19 protein-coding genes are annotated in these 22,701 nt (G+C 72.4%); 18 read left to right on the top strand and 1 reads right to left on the bottom strand.

The genetic code is table 11. The annotated features are described in order from the left end of the window. Positions 1-149 precede the first annotated feature (149 nt). The 7 genes from ACFZBU_RS17275 to iolD are packed head-to-tail and all read left to right on the top strand — an operon-like array spanning position 150 to position 7,880. Positions 150-1,145 (top strand): sugar ABC transporter substrate-binding protein, encoded by a 996-nt coding sequence (locus ACFZBU_RS17275; RefSeq protein WP_391584427.1) that lies wholly within the window; start codon positions 150-152, stop codon positions 1,143-1,145. Beyond that, entirely contained in the window at positions 1,142-2,254 is a 1,113-nt protein-coding gene (locus tag ACFZBU_RS17280; protein ID WP_391584428.1) for an ABC transporter permease, read from the top strand. Before ACFZBU_RS17275 ends, ACFZBU_RS17280 begins: the two co-directional genes overlap by 4 nt. Beyond that, positions 2,251-3,141, top strand: coding sequence for an ATP-binding cassette domain-containing protein (locus ACFZBU_RS17285; RefSeq protein WP_391584429.1), 891 nt, complete (start codon positions 2,251-2,253; stop codon positions 3,139-3,141). The genes ACFZBU_RS17280 and ACFZBU_RS17285 overlap by 4 nt, the downstream gene beginning before the upstream one ends. Then, a complete protein-coding gene (gene iolC / locus ACFZBU_RS17290; protein WP_391584430.1) occupies positions 3,138-4,169 on the top strand; it encodes a 5-dehydro-2-deoxygluconokinase in 1,032 nt (343 codons plus the stop codon). Before ACFZBU_RS17285 ends, iolC begins: the two co-directional genes overlap by 4 nt. Continuing rightward, entirely contained in the window at positions 4,166-5,083 is a 918-nt protein-coding gene (locus tag ACFZBU_RS17295; RefSeq protein ID WP_391584431.1) for an aldolase, read from the top strand. The genes iolC and ACFZBU_RS17295 overlap by 4 nt, the downstream gene beginning before the upstream one ends. After that, positions 5,080-5,982: a 5-deoxy-glucuronate isomerase gene (gene iolB / locus ACFZBU_RS17300; RefSeq protein ID WP_391584432.1), complete on the top strand. Its 903-nt coding sequence runs from the start codon at positions 5,080-5,082 to the stop codon at positions 5,980-5,982. The genes ACFZBU_RS17295 and iolB overlap by 4 nt, the downstream gene beginning before the upstream one ends. Next, positions 5,979-7,880, top strand: a complete 1,902-nt coding sequence (gene iolD, locus ACFZBU_RS17305) for a 3D-(3,5/4)-trihydroxycyclohexane-1,2-dione acylhydrolase (decyclizing) (RefSeq protein WP_391584433.1) — start codon at positions 5,979-5,981, stop codon at positions 7,878-7,880. Before iolB ends, iolD begins: the two co-directional genes overlap by 4 nt. A gap of 72 nt (positions 7,881-7,952) precedes the next feature. Here iolD and ACFZBU_RS17310 read toward each other — a convergent pair whose 3' ends face one another. Then, a complete protein-coding gene (locus ACFZBU_RS17310; protein ID WP_391584434.1) occupies positions 7,953-8,780 on the bottom strand; it encodes an inositol monophosphatase family protein in 828 nt (275 codons plus the stop codon). Between the two features lie 801 nt (positions 8,781-9,581). Between ACFZBU_RS17310 and dnaK the strand changes: the two genes are divergently transcribed. From dnaK to ACFZBU_RS17365, 11 genes are all read left to right on the top strand, one after another. Then, entirely contained in the window at positions 9,582-11,444 is a 1,863-nt protein-coding gene (gene dnaK, locus ACFZBU_RS17315) for a molecular chaperone DnaK (RefSeq protein ID WP_391584435.1), read from the top strand. Continuing rightward, entirely contained in the window at positions 11,441-12,028 is a 588-nt protein-coding gene (gene grpE, locus ACFZBU_RS17320) for a nucleotide exchange factor GrpE (protein WP_391584436.1), read from the top strand. Before dnaK ends, grpE begins: the two co-directional genes overlap by 4 nt. A 98-nt stretch (positions 12,029-12,126) precedes the next feature. After that, complete coding sequence (locus ACFZBU_RS17325) at positions 12,127-12,393, top strand: DUF1876 domain-containing protein (protein WP_040876035.1); 267 nt, start codon at positions 12,127-12,129, stop codon at positions 12,391-12,393. Between the two features lie 277 nt (positions 12,394-12,670). Further along, on the top strand, positions 12,671-13,357 hold the full coding sequence (locus ACFZBU_RS17330) for a LuxR C-terminal-related transcriptional regulator (RefSeq protein ID WP_391584437.1): 687 nt from the start codon (positions 12,671-12,673) through the stop codon (positions 13,355-13,357). A gap of 358 nt (positions 13,358-13,715) precedes the next feature. Beyond that, the gene (locus tag ACFZBU_RS17335) at positions 13,716-15,758 is read left to right on the top strand and encodes an AAA family ATPase (protein ID WP_391584438.1); all 2,043 of its coding nucleotides are present in this window, start codon (positions 13,716-13,718) and stop codon (positions 15,756-15,758) included. Continuing rightward, positions 15,758-18,553, top strand: coding sequence for a DUF4157 domain-containing protein (locus ACFZBU_RS17340; protein WP_391584439.1), 2,796 nt, complete (start codon positions 15,758-15,760; stop codon positions 18,551-18,553). The genes ACFZBU_RS17335 and ACFZBU_RS17340 overlap by 1 nt, the downstream gene beginning before the upstream one ends. Beyond that, a complete protein-coding gene (locus tag ACFZBU_RS17345) occupies positions 18,550-19,500 on the top strand; it encodes a Pvc16 family protein (RefSeq protein WP_391584440.1) in 951 nt (316 codons plus the stop codon). Before ACFZBU_RS17340 ends, ACFZBU_RS17345 begins: the two co-directional genes overlap by 4 nt. A gap of 13 nt (positions 19,501-19,513) precedes the next feature. Beyond that, positions 19,514-21,481 (top strand): phage tail sheath family protein, encoded by a 1,968-nt coding sequence (locus tag ACFZBU_RS17350; protein ID WP_391584441.1) that lies wholly within the window; start codon positions 19,514-19,516, stop codon positions 21,479-21,481. Between the two features lie 91 nt (positions 21,482-21,572). Beyond that, the gene (locus ACFZBU_RS17355; RefSeq protein WP_391584442.1) at positions 21,573-22,010 is read left to right on the top strand and encodes a phage tail protein; all 438 of its coding nucleotides are present in this window, start codon (positions 21,573-21,575) and stop codon (positions 22,008-22,010) included. 2 nt (positions 22,011-22,012) lie between these two features. Further along, positions 22,013-22,405: a hypothetical protein gene (locus tag ACFZBU_RS17360; RefSeq protein ID WP_391584443.1), complete on the top strand. Its 393-nt coding sequence runs from the start codon at positions 22,013-22,015 to the stop codon at positions 22,403-22,405. 50 nt (positions 22,406-22,455) lie between these two features. Further along, positions 22,456-22,539 (top strand): hypothetical protein, encoded by an 84-nt coding sequence (locus ACFZBU_RS17365; RefSeq protein WP_391584742.1) that lies wholly within the window; start codon positions 22,456-22,458, stop codon positions 22,537-22,539. Positions 22,540-22,701 lie beyond the last annotated feature (162 nt).

Genomic DNA, 22,701 nt, shown 5'->3' on the forward strand with positions numbered 1-22,701 from the left:
CCGGCCGGGTACGACATCGGTACCGGGCCGCGCGCCCGTACCGCCGCCCGCCGCCCGCCCATCGACGCGGATCCGCACCGACCGCGGACCGACTCCCGACCCACCCGTTCGTCCCGACCGCCCCGAACGTCCCGAACGAGGAGTAATCGATGCCCCGACGTTCCCTCGGATTCGCCGCCGCCCTAGGCGTATCCGCGCTCGTCCTCGCCGCATGCAGCAGCCCGTCCGGCGACGACCCGGATGCCGAGAAGACCCCCAAGGGCGCTCCCACCGCCGCGGCCAAGGGCAACAACACCGTGTCCGTGATCACCCACGGCTCGGCGGGGGACGCGTTCTGGAGCGTCGTGCAGAACGGCGCGCAGGACGCGGGCAAGAAGCTGGGCGTGGACGTCCAGTACCAGGGCAACGGCGACCCGGCCGGGCAGGCCCGGCTGATCGACAACGCGGTCACCCAGGGCGTGGGCGGCATCGTGGTCTCGATGGCCAACCCGGACGCGCTGGCGAATTCGATCAAGGCGGCCACCGCCAAGGGCATTCCGGTGATCACCATCAACTCGGGGCAGAGCAGGTCCACCGAGTTCGGTGCGATAGCGCACGTCGGCCAGGACGAGTCGATCGCCGGCGAGGCGGCCGGCGCCAAGCTCAAGCAGGCCGGCCGGACCAAGATGTTGTGCGTCATCCACGAGGCGGGCAACATCGGCCTGAACCAGCGCTGCGACGGCGCCAAGGCCGGCTTCGGCGGCCAGACCCAGACGCTCCAGGTGGACATCGGCAACCCCACCGACATCCAGGCCCGCATTCGCGGCGCGCTCCAGTCGGACTCCTCGATCGACGCCGTGCTCGCGCTCAACCCGCAGGTGGCCGCGGTCGCGGTGGGCGCCGTGGGCGACGCGAACTCCAAGGCGCAGATCGCCACCTTCGACCTCAACCCGGACGTCGTCACCGGGATCAAGGACGGCAGGATCGTCTTCGCGGTGGACCAGCAGCAATACCTGCAGGGCTACCTGCCGGTGATGATGATCAAGCTCTACCGGGACAACGCCAACACGGTCGGCGGCGGCAAGCCCGTACTGACCGGCCCCGGCTTCGTGGACAAGAACAACGTCGGCGCGGTGGCCGAGTACGCGCAGCGGGGGACCAGGTGAGCACGAGTCCCTCGACCCCCTCGGCGCCCGCCGCGGCGGCCGGCGGCTCGGATCGTGCCGCGGCCGGCACCACCGCCGGCGATCCCGGGCCGGACGAACGGCTCGCGCCGGCCCGACTCGCGCACCGGCTGCTGATCCGGCCCGAACTGGGCTCGCTGATCGGCGCCGTGCTGGTCATGTGCTTCTTCGCGATCGTCGCGGACGGCTTCTTCACCGCCTCCGGAGCCGCCACCTGGCTGGACGACTCGGCCACCCTGGGCATCATGGCGGTGGCCGTGGCGCTGCTGATGATCGGCGGCGAATTCGACCTGTCCGCCGGGGTGATGACCGCCTCGACCGCGCTCATCACGGCGATGCTGGCGACCAGGGCGGGCTGGTCGGTGTGGCCCGCGCTCGCGGTGTCGCTGGTGTTCGCACTCGCGGTCGGCGCGCTCAACGGCTGGCTCGTGGTGCGTACCGGACTGCCCAGCTTCATCATCACGCTGGGCACGTTCCTGGCCCTGCAGGGCCTCAACCTCGGGGTCACCCGACATGTGACGAACAGCGTCCAGGTCAGCGGGATGCGCTCGACCGACGGCTACGAGTCGGCCGGCCGGTTCTTCGCCTCGACCATGGCCGTCGCCGGCACCGAGATCCAGGTCTCGGTGTTGTGGTGGCTGGTACTGGCCGCGCTGGCGACCTGGTTGCTCGCGCGGACCCGGTTCGGCAACTGGATCTACGCCGTCGGCGGCGCACCGGTCAGCGCGCGCAACGTCGGCGTGCCGGTGGACCGCACCAAGATCGTGTTGTTCATGACCACCGCGGGCGCCGGCTGGCTGGTCGGCTCGATCAACATCCTGCGCTACACCTCGGTCCAGGCCAATCAGGGCATCGGCCTGGAATTCCAGTACATCATCGCCGCAGTGATCGGGGGTTGCCTGCTCACCGGCGGCTACGGCTCGGCGATCGGCGCCGCCGTGGGTGCGCTGATCTTCGGCATGGCCCGCCAGGGCATCGTCTACGCGAAGTGGAACAGCGACTGGTTCCAGCTCTTCCTCGGCGTGATGCTGCTGGCGGCCGTCCTGGTCAACAACTCCTTCCGGCGCCGCGCGGAGAGGTCCCGTCGATGACGAATCCACCAGCTCGGCCGCCGGCCGAGGAGCCGACCACCGGCGAGAGCGCCGCCGGCGTGCGGGCGGGCGCGACCAAGGCCAGGGCGAACGGCCCCGGCTCCGGTGCGCATCTGCTCGAACTGCGCGGCATCGGCAAGCGGTTCGGCAGCGTGATCGCCCTCGACGACGTCTCCACGTCGGTCGACGCCGGCGAGGTGACGTGCGTCCTGGGCGACAACGGCGCGGGCAAGTCGACCTTCATCAAGATCCTGGCGGGCGTACACGCCAACGACAGCGGCGCCTACCTCGTGGAGGGCACGCCGGTCCGGTTCTCCTCGCCCCGGCAGGCCCTCGACCGGGGCATCGCCACGGTCTACCAGGACCTGGCCGTGGTGCCGCTGATGAGCGTGTGGCGCAACTTCTTCCTCGGCTCCGAACCGCGCAAGGGCCGCGGCCCGTTCTCCCGGCTGGACATCGGCACGGCACGCGAGACCGCGCGCCGGGCGCTGTCGGACATGGGCATCGACCTGCGCGACGTCGAGCAGCCCGTGGGCACACTCTCCGGCGGCGAGCGGCAGTGCGTGGCGATCGCGCGGGCCGTGCACTTCGGCGCCAAGGTGCTGATCCTGGACGAGCCGACCGCCGCGCTCGGCGTGAAACAGGCGGGCGTCGTGCTCCGCTACATCGCGCGGGCCAGGGATCGGGGCCTGGGCGTCGTGTTCATCACCCACAATCCGCACCACGCCTACCCGGTGGGTGACCGCTTCCTGTTGCTCAACCGCGGCCGCAGCCAGGGTTGCTTCGGCAAATCCGAGATCACCGTGGCCGAACTCACCCGACAGATGGCCGGCGGCGCCGAACTCGAGGCACTCGCACACGAGTTGGGTGCGGAGGTGAAGACATGACGGACCCGACGGCGGCCGGACCGGAGCGGGCGGCCGACGGTGCGCGGCCCCCGCTCGGGCCGGACTCGGGGCCGGCCCCGGACGTGCTCACGGTCGGGCGCGTGGGGGTGGACCTGTACCCGCAACAGAGCGGCGTCCCGCTTGAGCGGGTCGAGACCTTCGCCAGGTCGCTCGGCGGCACCGCCACCAACGTGGCGGTCGCCGCCGCCCGGCTGGGCCGCCGCTCCGCGGTGCTGACCAAGGTCGGCGCCGACCCGTTCGGCACCTACGTGCGCACCGCGCTGACCGACTTCGGCGTCGACCCCACGTGGGTGGCCACCCACGAACGGCTGCTCACCCCGGTGGTGTTCTGCGCCCTCGACCCGCCCGAGGACCCGCCGCTGCTGTTCTATCGGCTCCCGGTGGCCCCCGACCTCACGCTCACCGACGAGGACGTGCCGTGGGGCCTGATTCGCGACGTGCCGGTGTTGTGGGTGACCGGCACCGGCGTGAGCACCGAGCCCTCGCGCGGCACCCATCGGCGGATGCTCGCCGCGCGGGGCCGACGCGCGCACACCGTGCTCGACCTCGACTACCGGCCGATGTTCTGGTCCGACCCGGCAGCCGCCACCCGACACATCGGCGAACTCGTGGACGAGGCCACGGTCGTGGTGGGCAACCGGACCGAGGTGGCGATCGCGGTCGGCACCGCGGACCCGGACGAGGCGGCCCGCCGACTGCTCGACCGCGGCGTGCGGCTGGTCCTGGTCAAGAAGGGCGGCGAAGGTGTCCTGGTGGCCACGCCCGAGGGCAGCACCACCATCGCCCCCCGCCGGGTCGAGGCGGTGTGCGGGCTCGGCGCGGGCGATGCCTTCGGCGGTGCCCTCGTGCACGGCCTGCTCGCCGGCTGGGACCCGGAACGCATCGCCGAATACGCCAACGCCGCCGGGGCGCTGGTCGCCGCCCGACTCGCGTGCGCCGACGCGATGCCCACCGACGCGGACATCGAGGAACTCGTGAACCACCCGATGCTGGAGAACCGAACGTGATCAGCGACCGCGACTGGACCAACCTGCTGGCGACCCGGGCGACCCGGCCCGACGCGGTACGCACCGCCTATGCCGAGCGCCGGCGCCGGCCGCGCCTGCTCTCCGCGCACGGCACCCTCTTCCTGGTCGCCGCCGACCACCCCGGGCGCGGCTCGCTCGGGGTGGGCACCGACCCGCTCGCCATGGCCGACCGCCGCGACCTGCTCGGCCGACTGGTCGACGCCCTGGCACACCCGGACGTGGACGGGGTCCTGGGCACCCCCGACGTGATCGAGGAACTGCTGCTCCTGGGCGTGCTGGAGGACAAGGTGGTGATCGGTTCGATGAACCGGGGCGGCCTGTCCGGCGCGTCCTGGGAGATCGACGACCGCTTCACCGGCTACGACGCGGACGCGATCCGCCGATACCGGCTCGACGGCGGCAAGATGCTGCTGCGCATCGTCGACGAGGACGCGGGCACGATACCCACGCTGGAGGGCTGCGCCCGCGCGGTGAGCGAACTGGCCGAGCACGGGATCCGGGCGATGATCGAACCGCTGCCCTACCGGCGCGACGCCTGCGGACGACTGGTCCTCGACCGCGGCACCGCCGCCAACGTGCGCGCGGTCACCGTCGCCTCGGCGCTGGGCACCACCTCCGCCTACACGTGGCTCAAGCTGCCCGCCACCGAGGAACCGGACCGGGTGGCCGGCGCGACCACCCTGCCGACCGTCGTACTGGGCGGCGTGCCCTCGGCCGACCCGCAGGCCGACCTGTCCTCGTGGGGGCGCGCCCTGGCCCAACCGGCCGTGCGCGGCCTGGTGGTGGGCCGTGCGCTGCTGTACCCGGCGGACGGGGACGTGCGCGGAGCGGTGGCCGCCGCCGCGCGGGTGCTGCGCGCCGCCGACCCGCGAGCGATCGAGGTGATCGTGTGAACGACCCGACCCTGTTCCACCCCTGGGGCACCGCCACCGGCGCCGAGGATCCGCTGCTGATCACTCCCGAACTCGCCGGCTGGCGGCACAGCGGCCTGCGAGTGATCCACCTGCCCCCCGGCGGCCGACGGGACCTGGCGACCGGCGAGCACGAGGTCGCGGTGATCCCGCTGGCCGGCTCGGCGACCGTGCAGACCGAGGGCCGCCGCTTCGAACTCGGCGGACGCGAGAGCGTGTTCACCGCGGTGCCGGACTTCGCGTACGTACCACGCGACGCCGAACTGCGGCTGTCCAGCGAGCACGGCTGCCAACTCGCGCTCGCCTCGGCGCGGGCCCGCCGACGGCTGGACCCGGCGTACGGCCCGGCGACCGGCGTGCCGGTCGAGGTGCGCGGCGCCGGGCGCGCGACCCGGCAGGCGAACAACCTGATGACCCCCGACGCGTTCGAGGCGGACCGGCTGATCGTCTGCGAGATCCTCACCCCGGACGGCAACTGGTCCTCGTACCCGCCGCACAAGCACGACACGGCGAGCGCGCACGAGAGCGTCAACGAGGAGATCTACTTCTTCCGGGTGGCCGGGCGGGACGGGCGCACCCCCGACCGGACCGGCTTCGGCCTGCACCGCACCTACACCACCGACGGCGCGATCGACGAGACGGTGACCGTCCGCGACGGCGACGTGTTCCTCGTCCCGCGCGGCTACCACGGTCCCTGCGTGGCCTGCCCCGGACACCACCTCTACTACCTCAACGTGATGGCCGGCCCGGGCGACGAGCGGGCGATGCTCGCCTGCGACGACCCCGCCCACCACTGGGTCCGGGAGAGTTGGGCCGAACAGACGCCCGATCCCAGGTGCCCGATGACCCCGCTGCCGACGCCGGATGGAGGAAACCGATGAGCACACCGACGCCCGCGGCCGGCCCGACGCCCGGGGCGACCGTGCGGCTGACCACCGCGCAGGCCCTGGTGCGCTGGCTGGTGGCCCAGGAGAGCGAACTTTTCGACGGGAGCCGGGCCAGGCTCTTCCCCGGCGTGTTCGCCATCTTCGGCCACGGCAACGTGCTCGGTCTGGGCGACGCGTTGCACGAGGCCGGCGCGGCGATGCCGGTCTGGCGCGGCCAGAACGAACAGGGCATGGCGCTGGCCGCCATCGGCTACGCCCGCGCCACCCAGCGCCGCCAGGTGCTCACGGCCACCTCCTCGATCGGGCCCGGCGCGCTGAACATGGTCACCGCCGCGGGCGTCGCGCACGCCAACCGGCTGCCGCTGCTGCTGCTGGTCGGCGACACGTTCGCGAGCCGCGCCCCGGATCCGGTGCTGCAACAGGTCGAGCACTTCCACGACCCGAGCACGACCGTCAACGACGCCTTCCGTGCGGTGAGCCGCTACTGGGACCGGATCACCCGGCCGGAACAGCTGATCGCCACCCTCCCGCACGTGGCCCGGGTGCTGACCGACCCGGCCGACTGCGGGCCGGTCACCCTCGCGCTGCCGCAGGACGTCCAGGCCGAGGCGTACGACTTCCCGGTGAGCCTGTTCGCGCCGCGCCTGCACCGGCCGCCGCGACCGCGCGCCGACCTGCGCGAACTCGCGGACGCGGCGGAGCTGTTGCGCGAGGCGAGGCGTCCGCTGCTGGTGGTCGGCGGCGGGGTGCGCTACTCGGGCGCGGCACGCGAGGTGTCGGCGGTGGCGCAGGCGCACGGTGTCCCGTTCGCCGAGACGGTCGCGGGACGCACGCTGCTCCCGCACGACCACCCGCTGCACGCCGGACCGCTCGGGGTGACCGGCTCCGCCTCGGCCAATGCGCTCGCCGCCGACGCCGACCTGATCCTGGCCGTCGGCACCCGCCTCCAGGACTTCACCACCGCGTCGTGGAGCGTGTTCGCCGCCGACGCTCGCCTGGTGTCGATCAACGCGGCCCGGTTCGACGCGGTCAAGCGGCGCGCCGCCCCGGTGACCGCGGACGCCCGTGAGGCGCTGCGCGAACTCGGGCCGCTGCTGGGCGAATGGCGGGCGGACCCGGCCTGGAGCGCGCGGGCCGAGCGCGAACGACGGGCCTGGGACGGCGTGGTCGATCGGCTGCGCGAGGCGGGCGAGCCGGCCGTGCCGCCGACGTACGCGCAGGTGGTGGGCGTGGTCAACACGATCTCGGGGCCCGACGACTACGTGCTCACCGCCGCGGGCGGGCTGCCCGGCGAACTGGTCGGCGGCTGGCGGTCCTGCGGTCCGGTCGGCGCGGCGACGATGGACGTCGAGTACGGGTTCTCCTGCATGGGCTACGAGATCGCGGGCGCGTGGGGCGCGGCGATGGCGCGGCCGGCGGGCGTGGTCACCACCCTGCTGGGCGACGGTTCCTACCTGATGCTCAACTCGGAGCTGTACTCGGCGGTCCTGTCCGGACACCGGTTCGTCGCGGTGGTCTGCGACAACGGTGGATACGCGGTGATCGCCCGACTCCAGGAGGGCCAGGGCGCGGCACCGTTCAACAACATGATCACCGACTGCCGGGGTCCGGGTGCCGCAGCCGACCACCGGGTCGATTTCGCCGCACACGCCGCGGCGTTGGGCGCCGAGGTGTTCACCGCGGACACGGTGGAGGAGTTGGCGAAGGCGTACGCGGCGGCGCGGGCGGCGCGTCGGCCGGCCGTGGTGGTCGTGCGCACCCGGCCGGATCGGTGGACCGAGGCCGGCGCGTGGTGGGAGGTGGGCGTGCCCGAGGTGTCGACGCGGCCGGAGGTGGCCGCGGCGCGCGAGCGCATGGACCTGGCTCGGGCCGAGCGGGTACGCAAGGGCTGAGGCCGCGAGCGGCCCGCGAACGGTGCTCGACCACCGGTCGCGGGCCCCGCGGTGTCCCGACGTGCCGCCGGGTCAGGCCGCGATCGGCCGGGCGGGCAACCCGGCGCCGGCCCTGGCCTGGGCGAACGAGCGCAGCAGCCGGTCGTGGATGGCGCCGTTGGAGGCCACCAACTCGCCGTCACCGGGCTTCCAGTCGGCACCCTCGAACGTGGTGGCCCGCCCGCCGGCCTCGCGGACCAGGATCGCGCCGGGTGCCCAGTCCCACGGACCGCAGCGCTGTTCCCAGTACGCGTCCAGGCGCCCGGCCGCCACCCACGACAGGTCGATGCCCGCGCAGCCCAACCGGCGCACGTCACGGGTGTCGTTGACCACGGACAGGAACTCGGCCAGGTTGTTGTCCGGATCGGTGGCCCGGGACGGCGGGAAACCGGTGGCGATCACACTACGGCCCAGCGTGCGGGTGTCGGATACGCGCAGGCGCTTGCGGCCCTCGTAGGCGCCGCGGCCGGCCTCGGCCCAGTAGGTGCGGCGCCGGGTCGCGTCGGCGACCACGCCGAGCGCGAGTTTTTCGCCGTCCCAGAACGCGATCGCGCACGCGTAGTGCGGCAGTCCGTGCGCGAAGTTGGTGGTGCCGTCGAGCGGATCCACGAACCAGGTCGGCCGACGCAGATCCAACTCGGCCAGCCCGCCGCCCTCTTCGCCGACCACCGCGTCCTGCGGATAGTGGCTGCCCAGCCAGGCCCGGACCAGTTTCTCCACCCGCAGATCGGTCGCGGTGACCAGGTCCGCGGCGGAGGACTTGAGCCGGATCCGCCGAGGACGCCCGGCTCTGCGAATGGTCTGGGCGGCCTCTCGGGCGACGCGCAGGGCCGCGAGCGTACGGGGAAGGGGAAAGACCACGGTGTCGCTCCTTGCCTACGGCGGTCGATGAAGCCGATGCCCGATCGATCGGAGGCCGAGGGTCGGCCCACGCGATCGGCCTGCGGCCCTCGCCCCACGCGAAAGCCGTCCCCGGGGCGTGTCCTCGGTCCCGGCCGTGGTGCCCGGCGGGCATGGAGAACACGTCCTGCATCGGATCGCCGTCGTGCAATAGATTGCCCCTGCATTATGTCGAGGGCCACCGCCGTCCACCACCGAGTTGGCTGCGCCCGGGCGCGAACTCCCGGGCATTCGCCGTCGTGGTCGCGGGAGTTGCGGGTCGTGGCCCGGCAGCCGGCCGCATCCGGGCGCCGCCGGCGGAACGCCTCGGCGGCCTCGCCGCCCAGCCGAACGCGATGAACGATCCACGACTTCCACTCGACGTGTGCAGCACCCACGCGCCTCGACGAACCGAACCCCGGCAGGACGCCTCCGTACGGTGACGGTGTGCTCACCGATGGGTGTGCGCGTCCCGACGGACCCGGCCCGGAGCGGCAGCCGGCCCCCGGCTGCCGGCGCGACGGAGCCGGGGAAGGGGGGACGTCCTCGGCAACCGGCCGTGCGGGTGCGGTCACCGTTGGTGGGGCGAGAGTGGCGATCGGGACGGTTGCGGTTGACATGGGGGCAGGCGGGTCATATTCCGGAGGTAGTACCCGCACGGCCGCTAGGTACGAGTGCCCGGTGGCGGGCCCGTGGGTCGGGGGCGGTCGCGGCGCCGGAGGTGCCGGGGCACGCAGCGGGATCGGCCACCGGAGCGCTCGACGTTCGACGAGGAGCGTCGTCATGGCACGTCCGGTCGGTATCGACCTCGGCACGACCAATTCGGTGGTCGCGGTTCTCGAAGCCGGTGAACCCACCGTCATCACGAATGCGGAAGGTGCGCGCACGACACCGTCGGTGGTCGCGTTCGCGAAGAACGGCGAGGTGCTGGTCGGTGAGGTGGCCAAGCGCCAGGCGGTGACCAACGTCGAGCGCACCGCACGATCGGTGAAACGCCACATGGGCGACAACTCGTGGCACTTTCCCGACGTCGGCGAGATCGACGGCAAGCGGTACACCGCGCAGGAGATCGCCGCGCGGGTTCTGCAGAAACTCAAGCGCGACGCCGAGGCCTACCTCGGCGAGAAGGTCACCGACGCGGTGGTCACGGTCCCGGCGTACTTCGACGACGCCCAGCGGCAGGCCACCAAGGAGGCCGGGGAGATCGCCGGTCTGAACGTGCTGCGCATCGTCAACGAGCCCACCGCGGCGGCGCTGGCCTACGGCCTGGACAAGTCGCGCGACCAGATGATCCTGGTGTTCGACCTGGGCGGCGGCACGTTCGACGTGTCGCTGTTGGAGATCGGCGAGGGCGTCGTGGAGGTCAAGGCGACGCACGGCGATACCCATCTGGGCGGTGACGACTGGGACCAGCGAGTGATGGATTACCTGGTCAAGCAGTTCAAGAACGCACACGGCGTGGACCTGTCCAAGGACAAGATGGCCCTCCAACGGCTGCGCGAGGCTTCGGAGAAGGCCAAGGTGGAGCTGTCCAGCGCGACCGAGACCTCGATCAACCTGCCCTACATCACGGCCTCGGCCGAGGGCCCGCTGCACCTGGACGAGAAGCTCACCCGTGCCCAGTTCCAGCAGTTGACGGTCGATTTGCTGGAGCGCTGCCGGGGGCCGTTCCACGCGGCGATCAAGGACGCCGGCATCTCCGTCTCGGACGTCGACCAGGTGGTGCTGGTGGGCGGCTCGACCCGGATGCCGGCCGTCACCGAACTCGTCCGCGAGCTCACCGACGGCAAGGAGCCCAACAAGGGCGTCAACCCGGACGAGGTCGTCGCGGTGGGTGCCGCGCTCCAGGCCGGTGTGCTCAAGGGTGAGGTCAAGGACGTCCTGCTGCTGGACGTGACGCCGCTGTCTCTCGGTATCGAGACCAAGGGCGGCATCATGACCAAGCTGATCGAGCGCAACACCACGATCCCGACCAAGCGTTCGGAGATCTTCACCACGGCGGACGACAACCAGCCGTCGGTGCAGATCCAGGTGTTCCAGGGCGAGCGCGAGATCGCCGCCTACAACAAGAAGCTCGGCATGTTCGAGCTGACCGGCCTGCCGCCGGCCCCGCGCGGGCTGCCGCAGATCGAGGTCACCTTCGACATCGACGCCAACGGCATCGTGCACGTGTCCGCGAAGGACACAGGTACGGGCAAGGAGCAGTCGATGACCATCACCGGCGGCTCCGGCCTGCCGAAGGACGACATCGACCGGATGATGCGTGATGCGGAGGCGCACGCGGAGGAGGACCATCAGCGCCGCGAGGCCGCGGAGACCCGCAACCAGGCCGAGCAACTGGTGTACACCACCGAGAAGTTCATCAAGGACAACGGCGACAGGGTCCCGGCCGACGTGAAGACCGAGGTGGAGACCTCGCTCACCGAGCTGAAGGACGCCCTCAAGGGCGAGGACCTGAGCGCCATTCGCGACGCCGCGGAGAAGGTCGGCACGATCAGTCAGAAGCTGGGCAGCGCGATGTACGCGAATCCCCAGCCCGGCGCCGAGGGCGCGGCCGGAGCGGGCGCGGCCGGTGACACCGTCGACGACGACGTGGTCGATGCCGAGATCGTCGACGACGACAAGCGGGGAGGTGGGACCGCGTGAACGGGAGCACGTCCGGCCCGGGACTGTTGCCGGTCCCCGCCGGGCATCCGCAGTCGCCGATCCTGGCCGCCCTGCTGGCCGAGATCGCGGCGCTGCGCGGGCAGGTGAGCGAGCGCGTGGACGAACTGCGGCGGCTCCGGGCCGACTACGACGCCTATCGTGCCCACGTACGGCGGGATCGGCTGGCGGTGCGCGAGGTCGCGCTGGCCAATGTGCTCACGCCGCTGCTGCCGGCGATCGACGACTTCGACCGGGTCCGCGCCGCCGGTGAGTCGACGCCGGGAGTGGCCGCCGCCGTGGACGCCTTGGAGAACTCGCTCGCGGCGCTGGGGCTGCGCGGGTTCGGCACGGTCGGGGACGAGTTCGACCCGCACCTCCACGACGCGTTGGCGTATCGGGTCCGGCCCGGAGTGGATCCGCCGATCTGTTCGGTGGTGCACACACCGGGCTACCGCGTCGGCGATCGGCTGCTGCGCCCGGCCCGGGTCACGGTGACCGGACCGCCGCCGGTCGACGAGCGGGCGGACCGGGATCGGGCCACGGGCGGCCGGGTCGAAGGCGGCCCGGGACACGAATCGGGGTGACGGAAGGAGCGGAGCATCGTGGTGCGGCAGGTCGCACCACGCCGGTGCGGAGGGGCACGGCCGGCACCGACCGGACCGGGGGCTTGGAGGCGACACTCATGCAGATCGTCGGATGGCACATCGAGATGGAGTTCAAGGAGGACGGCAAGCGCACCGAGGCCGCCGCCCTGCTACGGCTGCGGGACGGAACGGAGTTGCGCTCGCATGCGCACGCGAGCCGGTTCCCGGACGACCCCGATCAGCCGCAGGTCGGCGAGGAGATCGCCGCCGCGCGGGCGTTGACCGACCTGACCCGGCAGTTGCTGGACAAGGCGGCGGGTGAGATCGAGACGACGACGCGGCGGCCGGTGCAGTCCCTCGCGTGAGCCTGTGGGCCGGTGTCGCCGGTCGCGACGCGGCCGGCGACACCGGCTTCGCGCTGCGTCGCCGCGCCGGCCTTTTGCGCACGCGGGGCCCGGTGTTCCGGGGTTTGTGGCGAGGTGTCGATGGCGACGCTACGCTTAGCGCGATCGATTGATTACTGTCTGTGGTCAACGGTCGATGGGCACAGTCGCCGGATGCGGCACGCCGCGCGAGGGATTCGCGAGACCGTGGCGCCGATCGCCCGGCGAGCGTTCGACGGCGGGGGGCAGAGAGAAGCCGATGAGTGCGGCGATCGAGGTAGTCGTGATCACCCCGGTCCGGATCTATCGCGAAGCAACCGTGCGGGCACTGGCCGACGAACCGGCGTTGCGCCTGGTCGGCTCGGGCGGCTCCGCCTCCGAGGCGGTGGCCGGCGCGCGCCGCCTGCGGCCCTCGGTACTGCTGCTCGACCTCGCGACGCCCGACAGCATCGCGGCGATCCGCGCGATCCGGCACGGCTCGCCGGAGACTCGACTGATCGCACTGGGGGTGGACGAATCGCGCGACGACGTGATCACCGCCGCGGAGGCCGGCGTGGCGGGCTTCATCGGGCTGGAGTACTCCGTGTTGGAGACCGCGGCGGCCATCGTCGGCGCGGTGCGCGGCGAGGCATCGTGCAGTCCGCGGATCGCCGCATTGTTGCTGCAACGCGTGCAGTCGCCGGCCATCGGTCCGCAACGCGGGGTCTCCGCACTGCCGGAGACGCTGACGGCGCGCGAGCGGGAGATCCTCTTCCTGATGGCCGAGGGGATGAGCAACCACGAGATCGCCCGGCAGTTGTCCATCGGCCTGTCCACGGTCAAGACCCATGTGCACGCGGTACTGCGCAAGTTGGGTGTGCCGCACCGCGAGGCGGCGGCGACGCTGCTGCGCTCGGTACGCGCGCGGCGCGCGCCGGACCGCGAACAGCCCGTCAACGGTGGGTAGAAGCGCTCCCCGGGTCGATCCCGGGTAGCGCGCCGGGCGCGCCCGCGCGCCCGGCGGCGGCATCGGGCGGCCGGTGTCCGACGGATGCCTGCGCTCGCGGGCCGGTGGTGCGAACCGCCTTGCACCGCCTGGTGATTGCGGTGCCGCAGTCGGGTGCCGATGCCCGTCCTGCAGGGATCGGCACCCGACTTCGATGCCGTTTCAAGGAGCGGCGCGGCCTCGACGGGGTGGACGTCGCTCTCCACCTCGGGTGGAGGAGGAGGCGCCGGCGGTCCACCGCGGATCTACTCCTGCGGCCGGCAAAGATCGTCCTGTCGGGTGGATGACGCACTCCCGCCCGGTGATCAAGGATCACGACATGGCCGCCAACGCTTCGATCGGTTCGAGCGCATCCGCGCTTTCCGACCTCTCCGACCTGGAGCGGTGGATCGCGGACGTGCTGTCCCGAGCCGTGGCGGCGATCGACCGGCAGCCCGAGCAGAGTTCGCTGGAGCGGCTCTACCCCTCGTACGGCGAGGTGCTCGACGCGCTGTCGGACAAACCGCCCCCGGAAGCCGTCGTGATAACGGGCCCCCCGTTGCCCGCACACCTCGCCCTGCCGCTGATCCGCCGCGGATTCGACGCGTTCGACCTGGCCGTCGTGGCACTGGTGCTCGCGCCCGATCTGGATCCGGCGTTCGGTCGGGTGATCGGGTGGCTGCACCGCGATCCCGGGCAGCCGTACCCGACGCTCGACCTGCTGGCCCGACTGTGTTGTGAGAGCGGTGCGGATCGGGCGGCGGTGGCGGTCCGGCTCTCCTCGGCCGGACCACTGCCGCGCTGCGGGCTGATCGAGACGCTCGGCACCGGCTCCGGGCCCTCGTATGCGAGCGCGGTGCGGCCCTCGGCCGTGCTGCTGCGGCGGATCTTCGGGGTGGCCCGGCTCGCCGACGAACTGGCGCCGTTCGCGAGCCTGGACACGTACGCACCGGCGGGCGTGGCCGACCCGGAGAGCGCCGAGGTGCTGGTCGGCCGGCTCTCGGGGGAGGACCCGACGCTCACCCACCTGTACGGCGCGGCACCGGCGCACTGCCTGGACCTGGCCTGGTGGAGCGCAGCCCGGGCCGGACGCCGGGCGCTGACCGTTCGGCCGGAGGCCCTGGCCGACCCGGCCCTGGTGCGCGGACTGGCCGCCGAGGCGCTCCTGCGGGAGGCCGTGCTCGTGGTGGACGCCCACGCGCTGACGCCGCCCGCGTCGGTGTGGGAGCGGTTCACCCACACGATCGTGATCGGTGGCCCCGACTCGCTCGCGCCGGCCGGGCCCGATGTGCCGGCCGAACGGGTGGTCTCGCTGCCCGTGCGGTGTACGCCGTCGGCGGGCGGCCCGGGCGGCCTCACCGCCGCGCTGGCCGAGCGGGGCGTGCACGTCACGGGCGGCGCCGGGGCCGATCCGTTGGCCGGCTGGACCCACCTCGCCGGCCCCGAGCTGCGGCACACCCTGGATGCGGTCGCCGCCCGGGCCCGCGGGCGGGCCGGGGCGGACGGCGTCCCGCACACCACCCCGATCGAGGCGGCCGAGGTGGCCGCGCAGGTCACCGGCGGCGAACTGGGCCGACTCGCCTCGCGGTTGGGCACGTCACAGGACTGGTCGGCGCTGATCGTCCCGACCGAGGTCGGCGAGCGGCTGCACGACGTGTGCGCGCATCTGACGGCCCATCGCACGGTGCTCGACGGGCACGGGTTCGCCGCGCGGCCGGGCCAGGGACGCGGGGTGTCGGTGCTGTTCGCCGGGCCCAGCGGCACCGGCAAGACGCTCGCCGCCCGGCTGGTCGCGGGCCGGCTCGGGTTGCCGCTGTACCGGGTGGACCTGGCCTCGGTGGTGTCGAAGTACATCGGCGAGACCGAGCAGAACCTGGACGCGGTGTTCACCGCCGCCGCGCGCACCGACGCGGTGCTCCTGTTCGACGAGTGCGACGCGCTGTTCGGCAAGCGCAGCGAGGTACACGACGCGCGGGACCGCTACGCCAACCTGGAAGTGGCCTACCTGCTCCAGCGGTTGGAGGAGCACGACGGGCTCGCGGTGCTGGCCACGAACCTGCTGCACCACATGGACGACGCGTTCCTGCGGCGGCTGACCTACTGTGTGCACTTCCCGTTCCCCGAGGCCGCCGAGCGGCGACGGATCTGGCAGGGCGTCTGGCCGCCCGCGCTGCCCCGCCACGCGGACGTGGACCTGGTCGAACTCGCCGACGACTACCCGCTTTCCGGTGGCCACATCCACAACGTCGCGGTCGCGGCGGCACATCTGGCGGCGGCCGACGGGCGGGTCGTGGACCGGGCCGCGGTGCTGCGTGCGATGGCGCGCGAGTACGACAAGATCGGGCCCTCCCCGCAGGCCCCCGCCGCGCTCGGGGTGGTGTGATGAGCCCTGGAACCAAGGCGGGCGGCGGCACCGGGTCGCACCTGCCCGCCGCACTGGAGTCGCGCACCGGGCGGGCCCGGCCGCTGGACGCTTCGGTGCGCGGCGCGATGGAGCGCTCGTTCGGTACATCGCTGGGCGAGGTGGTGGTGCACACCGACGCGGAGGCGGCGGCGTCCGCCGAGCGACTGGACGCGAAGGCGTACGCGGTGGGCAGGCACGTCGTGTTCGGACCGGGCCGCTACGACCCGCACTCGGACGCCGGCCGGGCGCTGATCGGCCACGAACTGGCGCACGTGGTGCAGCAACGGCGCGGTGGCGCGCGGCCGGGGACGGACGGCGTGCATCCCGCCGGCAGCGCCGCCGAGGGCGCCGCGCACAGCGCGGGGGCGCGCGCGGCGGCGGGGCTGTCCGCGTCCGTCGGCGGCGGCACCGCGCCCGGCGTGTCCCGGGCGCCGAAGGACGAGGAGGACCCGGAGATCGCCCGCCTCAAGGCGGAGAACCGTGCCTCGGACATGCGGAACCTGGGTGTGGTGGAGGGTGTCCTGCTCGAGGGCGCCGGGATCGTCGACACCCTGGTCGGGTTCGGATACAGCGTGCACGATCTGGGACAGCGCGGCGTCGACGACCTGACGTCGGATCTCGACCTGAGCCCCGCGAACAAGGCGCGGTTGCGGGCCGCGTCCGACGTCCTGACCGGGAGGCCGGTGTTCGACGCGCTGCGCGACCGTGCCAAGGCAGCCGAACTGTACGACGCGACCACCCGTTCGCCCGCCGTTTCGTCCCTGGTGACCTCGGCCGGCGACTGGCTCGAGAAGAAGTACGACGAGACGCTCGGGACCACGAAGCCGGTGAACGACGACCTGTTCACGGACCGCGAGTTGTACGAGATCTTCGGGCAACTCGGCGCGAAGACCGTGCTTACGGCCCTCGACGTCGAGGCGGTCAAGACCCTGCTTGCCACGGTGAATGTCCTCGGTGCCGTCAGGGCGATCCTGGTCGCCTACGACAAGATTCCGCACGGCCGACCGCCGACCAGAGAATTCTGGACGGCCGTGGTCGCTGCGGTGCTCACCGTGGCCGGGATGAGGGCGGGAGGCGCCAACAAGAAGATCGCCCGGGTGCTGATCGACCTGGCGTTGGCGGCGGTGACCCTCGAACCGTTGGTGGAGCGGATCGCGCAGGACCGCGCGCGGGCGCCCGGAGCGGACCGGGACGCCGCGCTCAAGCAGGATGCGAAGGACCTGGCGAAGGCCGTTCTGGCCCTCCTGCACCAGGTTCTCCTCCAGGCCGCGGCAAGCCGTCGGGCCGGGTCCGGCGCCGGGCAGCCGGCGGCGGGTGGCCCCGGTGACGGGCCCGGCGTGGGCAAGCGGGATTCGACCACTGCCGGGCAACCGTCCGGGAGCAGGACACAGGCCGGCCGGGCGCCGGAACCGGCACACACTCCGTCGGCGGTCCCGGCGCCGCCCGGGACCGCGCACGTCGTCCCGCCGCCGACCCCCGCCCTGCCGACCCCCGCCCTGCCGGCCGCCGCGCCGAAGCCCACGACCGCGAAGCCCGGGACCGTGAAGCCCGGGACCAAGAAGGTCGTGACCGCGAAGCTCGGCGCCAAGAGGCCCGGGACCGAGAAGAGCGCCGGCGAGGGGCCCTCCGCGGCGGCGATCCCGAACACGACGACTGTCGGTGCGGGCGTGCCGGCGGCGGGAACACCGGAGACCGCGGGCACCGGCTCGGTGAACGCCGCGCCGGGGCAGGCCAGTCCGGGTGGGAAGGCGACGACGCCCAAGACCGCCGCCATGAAGGCCCCGGCCGACAAGACGCCGGTCGGGGAGACCACCCACGCGCCGGCGGTGACTGAACCCGCACTCGGGACGCCGACTTCGACATCCGCGAAGAAGGCGGCTGCGAAGTCGAAGGCCGACGCGGCGGTCGCCAGGAAGGTTGCCACGGCGCAGAAGAGGGCGGCGGCCAAGGAAGCGGCGGCGAAGAAGAGGGCGGCTGCCAAGGAAGTTACGGCTGCCAAGAAGGCGGCTGCCAAGGAGGCCGCGGCAGCGAAGAAGGCGGCCGAGCCCGCCGAGCCCGCCAAGCCCGCCAAGCCCGCCGCGCCGACGAAGACGGTGACGGACGCCTCGAACACGGTGTCCGAGGAGGTCGGCACGGCGGCGACGAAGTCGGTGACGATCAAGGTCCAGTCGCCTGTGGCCACCGCGCCCGGTGGCTCAGGTGGCTCCGGAATCTCCGGCGTGCCCGGAACGATCAGCGTGCCGAAATCGGTCAAGGCCGCCAAGAAGGCCGCCCGGCAGGATCCGAACGCGCCGTTCGACCCCAAGGCTCGACGGCCGTCGCTGCGCGGCCTGAAGGACCTCAAGCCCGCGGCGGTGGATCGACACACGGGTGTGGTGACGAACTCGGACGCCCGGGTGTTCGTCTTCCACGACCCCCTGGGCAGCCGCGTCGCTCCCGTGAGCGGTGCCACCGCGCAATCGCGAGGGCACGACCTCGAACGGGCCGTCAAGGAGGACGCCGGTCTCGGCGGTGTGACCCATCGGCAGCGCCACGACGCGGGGGACAGGCCTCGCATCGGCGACCTCGGCACCTACGAGATCAAGAACGTGGCCGAGTTGGGCTCGAAGGAGTACGACCAGGTCTGGCGGGACCTGGTCGCATACGACGAAGCGCACATCATCATGCCGAAGGCCGGTCCGCACACGATCGACAACCTCGCGCTCATGGCCGCCCTGTTCGAGCGGATGACCGGGCGCCGACCGACCATCGCGGTGCGGGAGACGTCGCCGTGATCGATGTCCTCGACCTGATCATTCGGGAGACCCTGGTCGCGGGTGTGCCCGGGCTGACGAGTGCGCGGATCGGGTTTCAGCCGCCGGACGACGACTGGCGGCAGCGGGTGGGTGCGAGCACCGGGGTGTGGGTCAACTGTGCGCTGGTCGACCTGCGCGAGGACCGGCACATGCGGATGAACATCCGGCGGCGGGTCACCTCCGGCGTGGGGATCGTGGAGCGCCGCGAACCGGCGCGGATCCGCTGCCACTACCTGATCACGGCGTGGAACGCGGCCAAGGACAGCGCCCAGATACCCGCCACCGAGCAGGAGCACACGGTGCTCGGTGCGATCCTGGCGGTCCTGCTCGACGCCGACCCGCTGGTCGCGTCGGCGATCCTGACGCCCGAGCAACTGGTCAAGCTGCCTTCGACGTTGCGCGAGGCGGAGCTGCCGGTGGAGGTGGTGCCGCCGGAAGGCTTCGGCAAGCTCGCCGAGTTCTGGGGCACGGTCGGCCGGGCCACGTCCTGGCGGCCCGCCGTCTATCTGATCGTCACGATGCCGGTTCCGGAGCCGGACCGGCGGCTCGACGGCGTCGTGCACACGGTGCTGGCGTCTTACGACGCCTACGCCGGCGGATTGCCCGGAGGCGGTGTCGGGTTGCCCGGAGGCGGTGTCGGGCCCGTCGAGCGACTCGCCGATGTGGGCGGCCTCGTTCTCGACGCCACCGGGGGGCCTGCGGTGCCTGCGGTCCCGGTGGCCGACGCGGACGTGGTGCTGGAGGACCCGGCGGGTCGGGAGGTGGCCCGGGTGCGCAGCGGCGAGGACGGCCGCTTCGTGCTCGTCGGCCTGCGACCGGGTGCCTACCTGGCCCGGGTCACCGCCGCCGGACTGCCGCCGCCCGCACCGGGTGCGGTCCACGTCCCCGGATCACCCGACGCGCTGATCGAACTGCGCTTCACCTGAGAGGACACCCGCCATGGCCGTGCAGGTCTCGTACCCCGGCGTCTACATCGAAGAGACCGAGCCCGCCGCGCCCATCCAGGGCGTGTCGACCAGCGTCGCGGCGTTCATCGGCATCAGCGCGCAGGGGCCGATCGCCGAACCCATCCTGGTGACCAGCCCGGATGCGTTCACCGCGCAGTTCGGGCCGCCCGTGGACGGCGGCGACGTGCCCTACTACCTGCCGCTCGCGGTGGACGGGTTCTTCCGCAACGGCGGCACCCAGTGCTTCGTGGTGCGGGTGGGCACCGCCACACCCGCCGGTGTCGATCTGCCCGGTCGCGCGGCGGGTGCGCCGGCCGTGGCCCGGGCGGTGGCGCTGCTCGACGGCCCGGACGGGGCGGGTGGTTCGGTCCGGGTCGCGGATTCGAGTGCGCTGGCCGCGGCGTTGACGGCGGCGGGTGCCGGGACGGATCTGCCGGTGGTGCGCGGGACGGCGAACATCACCGCCGTGGATGCCACTCGGCGGGTACTCACGGTGAACGCGGTCGACGGTCTGGCGGCCGGTGAACGGGTGATCGTGGCCAAGGGCGCGGAGACTCGGACGCTGCGGGTGAAGTCGGTGCAGGCGCCGGACACGATCGTGCTCGACACGGGGCTGTCCGGCGCGACCGACTTCGTCGGCGGCACGATCACCTCGGACGACGTGGCCGCCGGGGACACGGTGTTGCGGTTGGTGGTGCCGGCCGGCATCGCGTTGCGTCCATTGGTCCCGGTCGGCTCGTCGGTGCGGATCGGCGACGGCACCAACACCGAGTGGGGCGTCGTCGCCGCGGTCGGCAACGACGCGCTGACCCTGCGCCGGCCGCTCACCAAGGTGTACAAGCTGGCCGCGCCCACCCGGGTGGCCACGGCCGAGTTCGACCTCACCGTCACCGACCGCGACGGCAGCGCGGCCACGTACCCGAACCTGTCCACGACACCGTCGCATCCGCGCTGGTGGGGCGGCCCGGTGGTGCCCAAGGGCTACCTGCGGATCGTGCTCTCCCCGAACGCCCCGACGCCGGCGGGCGATCCGCGGCCCGGGGCCGGGACGTACGTGTTGGCGGGTGCGGTCGCCGACGATCCGGCCACGTCCTGGGCGGATGTGGCGGGCCGGATCGACGAGCACCTGAGGCTGTTGCGGCCGATCGACGAGATCTCGCTCGTGCTGGCCCCGGGGTGTACCGATGTCGGCGCGCAGCGGGCGATCGTGGAGCACTGCGAGTCGCTCCACGACCGGTTCGCGATCCTGGACAGTGCGCCGGGCATCGACGTGGTCACCGTCAAGGCGCAACGCGCGCAGCTCACCGGGGCGTTGGACAAGGGTTTCGCGGCGCTGTACTACCCGTGGATCCAGCTTCGCGATCCGGCCAAGGCGGCGGTGGTGCTTCAGCCGCCGTCCGGCCACATCGCCGGGATCTATGCGCACACCGACGCGACTCGCGGCGTGCACAAGGCCCCGGCCAATGTCGGCATCGCGGGTGCGCTCGGGCTCGAACGCCGGCTCGGGGACGCCGATCAGGGCCTGCTCAATCCGGACGGCGTCAATGCGCTGCGGATTCTGCCCGGGCGCGGATCGCCGGTGGTGTGGGGTGCGCGGACCACGACGGGGGACCGCAACTGGCAGTACATCAACGTGCGGCGGTTGTTCCTGTTCCTGGAGGAGTCGATCCAGGAGGGCCTGCGCGGCGCCGTGTTCGAGCCCAACGACCTGGAGTTGTGGGGCCGGCTCAGGCACACGCTCACCGAGTTCCTCACCCGGGTCTGGCGGGACGGCGCGCTCTTCGGGGCCAAGGCCAAGGACGCCTTCTTCGTCCGTATCGACGAGGCGTTGAATCCGCCGAGCACCCGCAAGCTCGGGCTGCTCTACCTGGAGATCGGTGTACAGCCGGTGTATCCCGCGGAGTTCATCGTGGTCCGGATCGGCATCTGGGACGGCGGTGCGGAGGTGAGCGAACCGTAGCGGCAGGCCGCGCGGCGGCGCGTACCCGGGCCCGCGGGCAGGCGCGCCCGGGGGACCCACGATCGGCAACGGACAGGCAGCGGAGGACGCCGTGAGCACGGGCGATATTCAGGATCCCTTTGTCAATTTCAACTTCAAGGTCGAACTCGACGGCATCATCCGGGTCGGGTTCCACGAGGTGAGCGGCCTCGACGCGACGGTGGAGGTGCTGGAACACCGCGAGGGCGGTTGGAACATCACGCCGTACAAGTTCCCCGGTCAGGCGAAGTACGCCAACATCGTGCTCAAGTGGGGCATGACCACCGACACCGAGTTGTACGAGTGGCATCAGCAGATCGTCGAGGGCGACATCCTGCGGCGCAACGGCGCGGTGTTGCTGCTGGACCGGCGCGGTGTGGTCACGTCGCGGTGGAACTTCGTCCGGGCCTGGCCGACCAAGTACATGGCACCGGCGTTGACCGCCGAGTCGGACGACATCGCGATCGAGACCCTCGAACTGGTCCACGAGGGCCTGGTGCGGGTGCAGTGAGCATGCTTCAGATCGAACACGACTTCACCCTGCCGATCGGGCTGCTCGGCGAGGACGGCGCGCTGCATCGCGACGGCACGATGCGGCTCGCCACCGCCGCCGACGAGATCCTGCCGTTGGCCGACCCGCGTGTGCAGCGCAACCCGGCGTACCTCTCGGTGATCCTGCTCAGCCGGGTCGTCACCCGGGTGGGCGGCGTCGAGACGGTGACGCCGCGCACCATCGAGACCCTGTTCGCCGCCGACCTGGCGCATCTCCAGGAGCTCTACAACCGGATCAACACCGTGGACGAGCCGGTCGGTTCGGCGGACGGGAGCTGTCCGAACTGCGGCGAGGAGGTCCGCACGGGCCACGAGCGCCTGGGGGGATCCGTGGATATCCGGTCGATCGGCTGAGGGAGGAGATCGCCTTCGTCGCCTACCACCTGCACTGGTCGCACGCCGAGCTGATGGGCCTCGACCACGCCGAACGCAGGCGGTGGGTGGAACGGGTGTCGGCCATCAACCAACGACTGAACGAGGCACCGTAGCGGCGCGGAACGCGTGGGGCAGCACCCGCCGGGCATCGAGCGCCCGACACCCGACACCCGACACCGCACACCGCACACCGCACACCGGGCACCGCACATCAGGCATCCCGGCAAGCACGCCAACCGAGCGCCCACACCGAGCGTCCACACCAGGCGCCCCAA

Source organism: Embleya sp. NPDC008237 (assembly GCF_042956465.1).
In the GTDB taxonomy this organism is placed as follows: Bacteria; Actinomycetota; Actinomycetes; order Streptomycetales; family Streptomycetaceae; genus Embleya.

Bases quoted from the DNA above. Each gene is read 5' to 3' on its own strand.
- ACFZBU_RS17350 (WP_391584441.1), top strand. From the start codon at position 19,514: ATGGCCGTGCAGGTCTCGTACCCCGGCGTCTACATCGAAGAGACCGAG.
- iolC (WP_391584430.1), top strand. From the start codon at position 3,138: ATGACGGACCCGACGGCGGCCGGACCGGAGCGGGCGGCCGACGGTGCG.
- ACFZBU_RS17285 (WP_391584429.1), top strand. From the start codon at position 2,251: ATGACGAATCCACCAGCTCGGCCGCCGGCCGAGGAGCCGACCACCGGC.
- ACFZBU_RS17335 (WP_391584438.1), top strand. From the start codon at position 13,716: ATGGCCGCCAACGCTTCGATCGGTTCGAGCGCATCCGCGCTTTCCGAC.
- iolD (WP_391584433.1), top strand. From the start codon at position 5,979: ATGAGCACACCGACGCCCGCGGCCGGCCCGACGCCCGGGGCGACCGTG.
- ACFZBU_RS17360 (WP_391584443.1), top strand. From the start codon at position 22,013: ATGCTTCAGATCGAACACGACTTCACCCTGCCGATCGGGCTGCTCGGC.
- ACFZBU_RS17275 (WP_391584427.1), top strand. From the start codon at position 150: ATGCCCCGACGTTCCCTCGGATTCGCCGCCGCCCTAGGCGTATCCGCG.
- ACFZBU_RS17325 (WP_040876035.1), top strand. From the start codon at position 12,127: ATGCAGATCGTCGGATGGCACATCGAGATGGAGTTCAAGGAGGACGGC.
- dnaK (WP_391584435.1), top strand. From the start codon at position 9,582: ATGGCACGTCCGGTCGGTATCGACCTCGGCACGACCAATTCGGTGGTC.
- ACFZBU_RS17330 (WP_391584437.1), top strand. From the start codon at position 12,671: ATGAGTGCGGCGATCGAGGTAGTCGTGATCACCCCGGTCCGGATCTAT.
- ACFZBU_RS17340 (WP_391584439.1), top strand. From the start codon at position 15,758: ATGAGCCCTGGAACCAAGGCGGGCGGCGGCACCGGGTCGCACCTGCCC.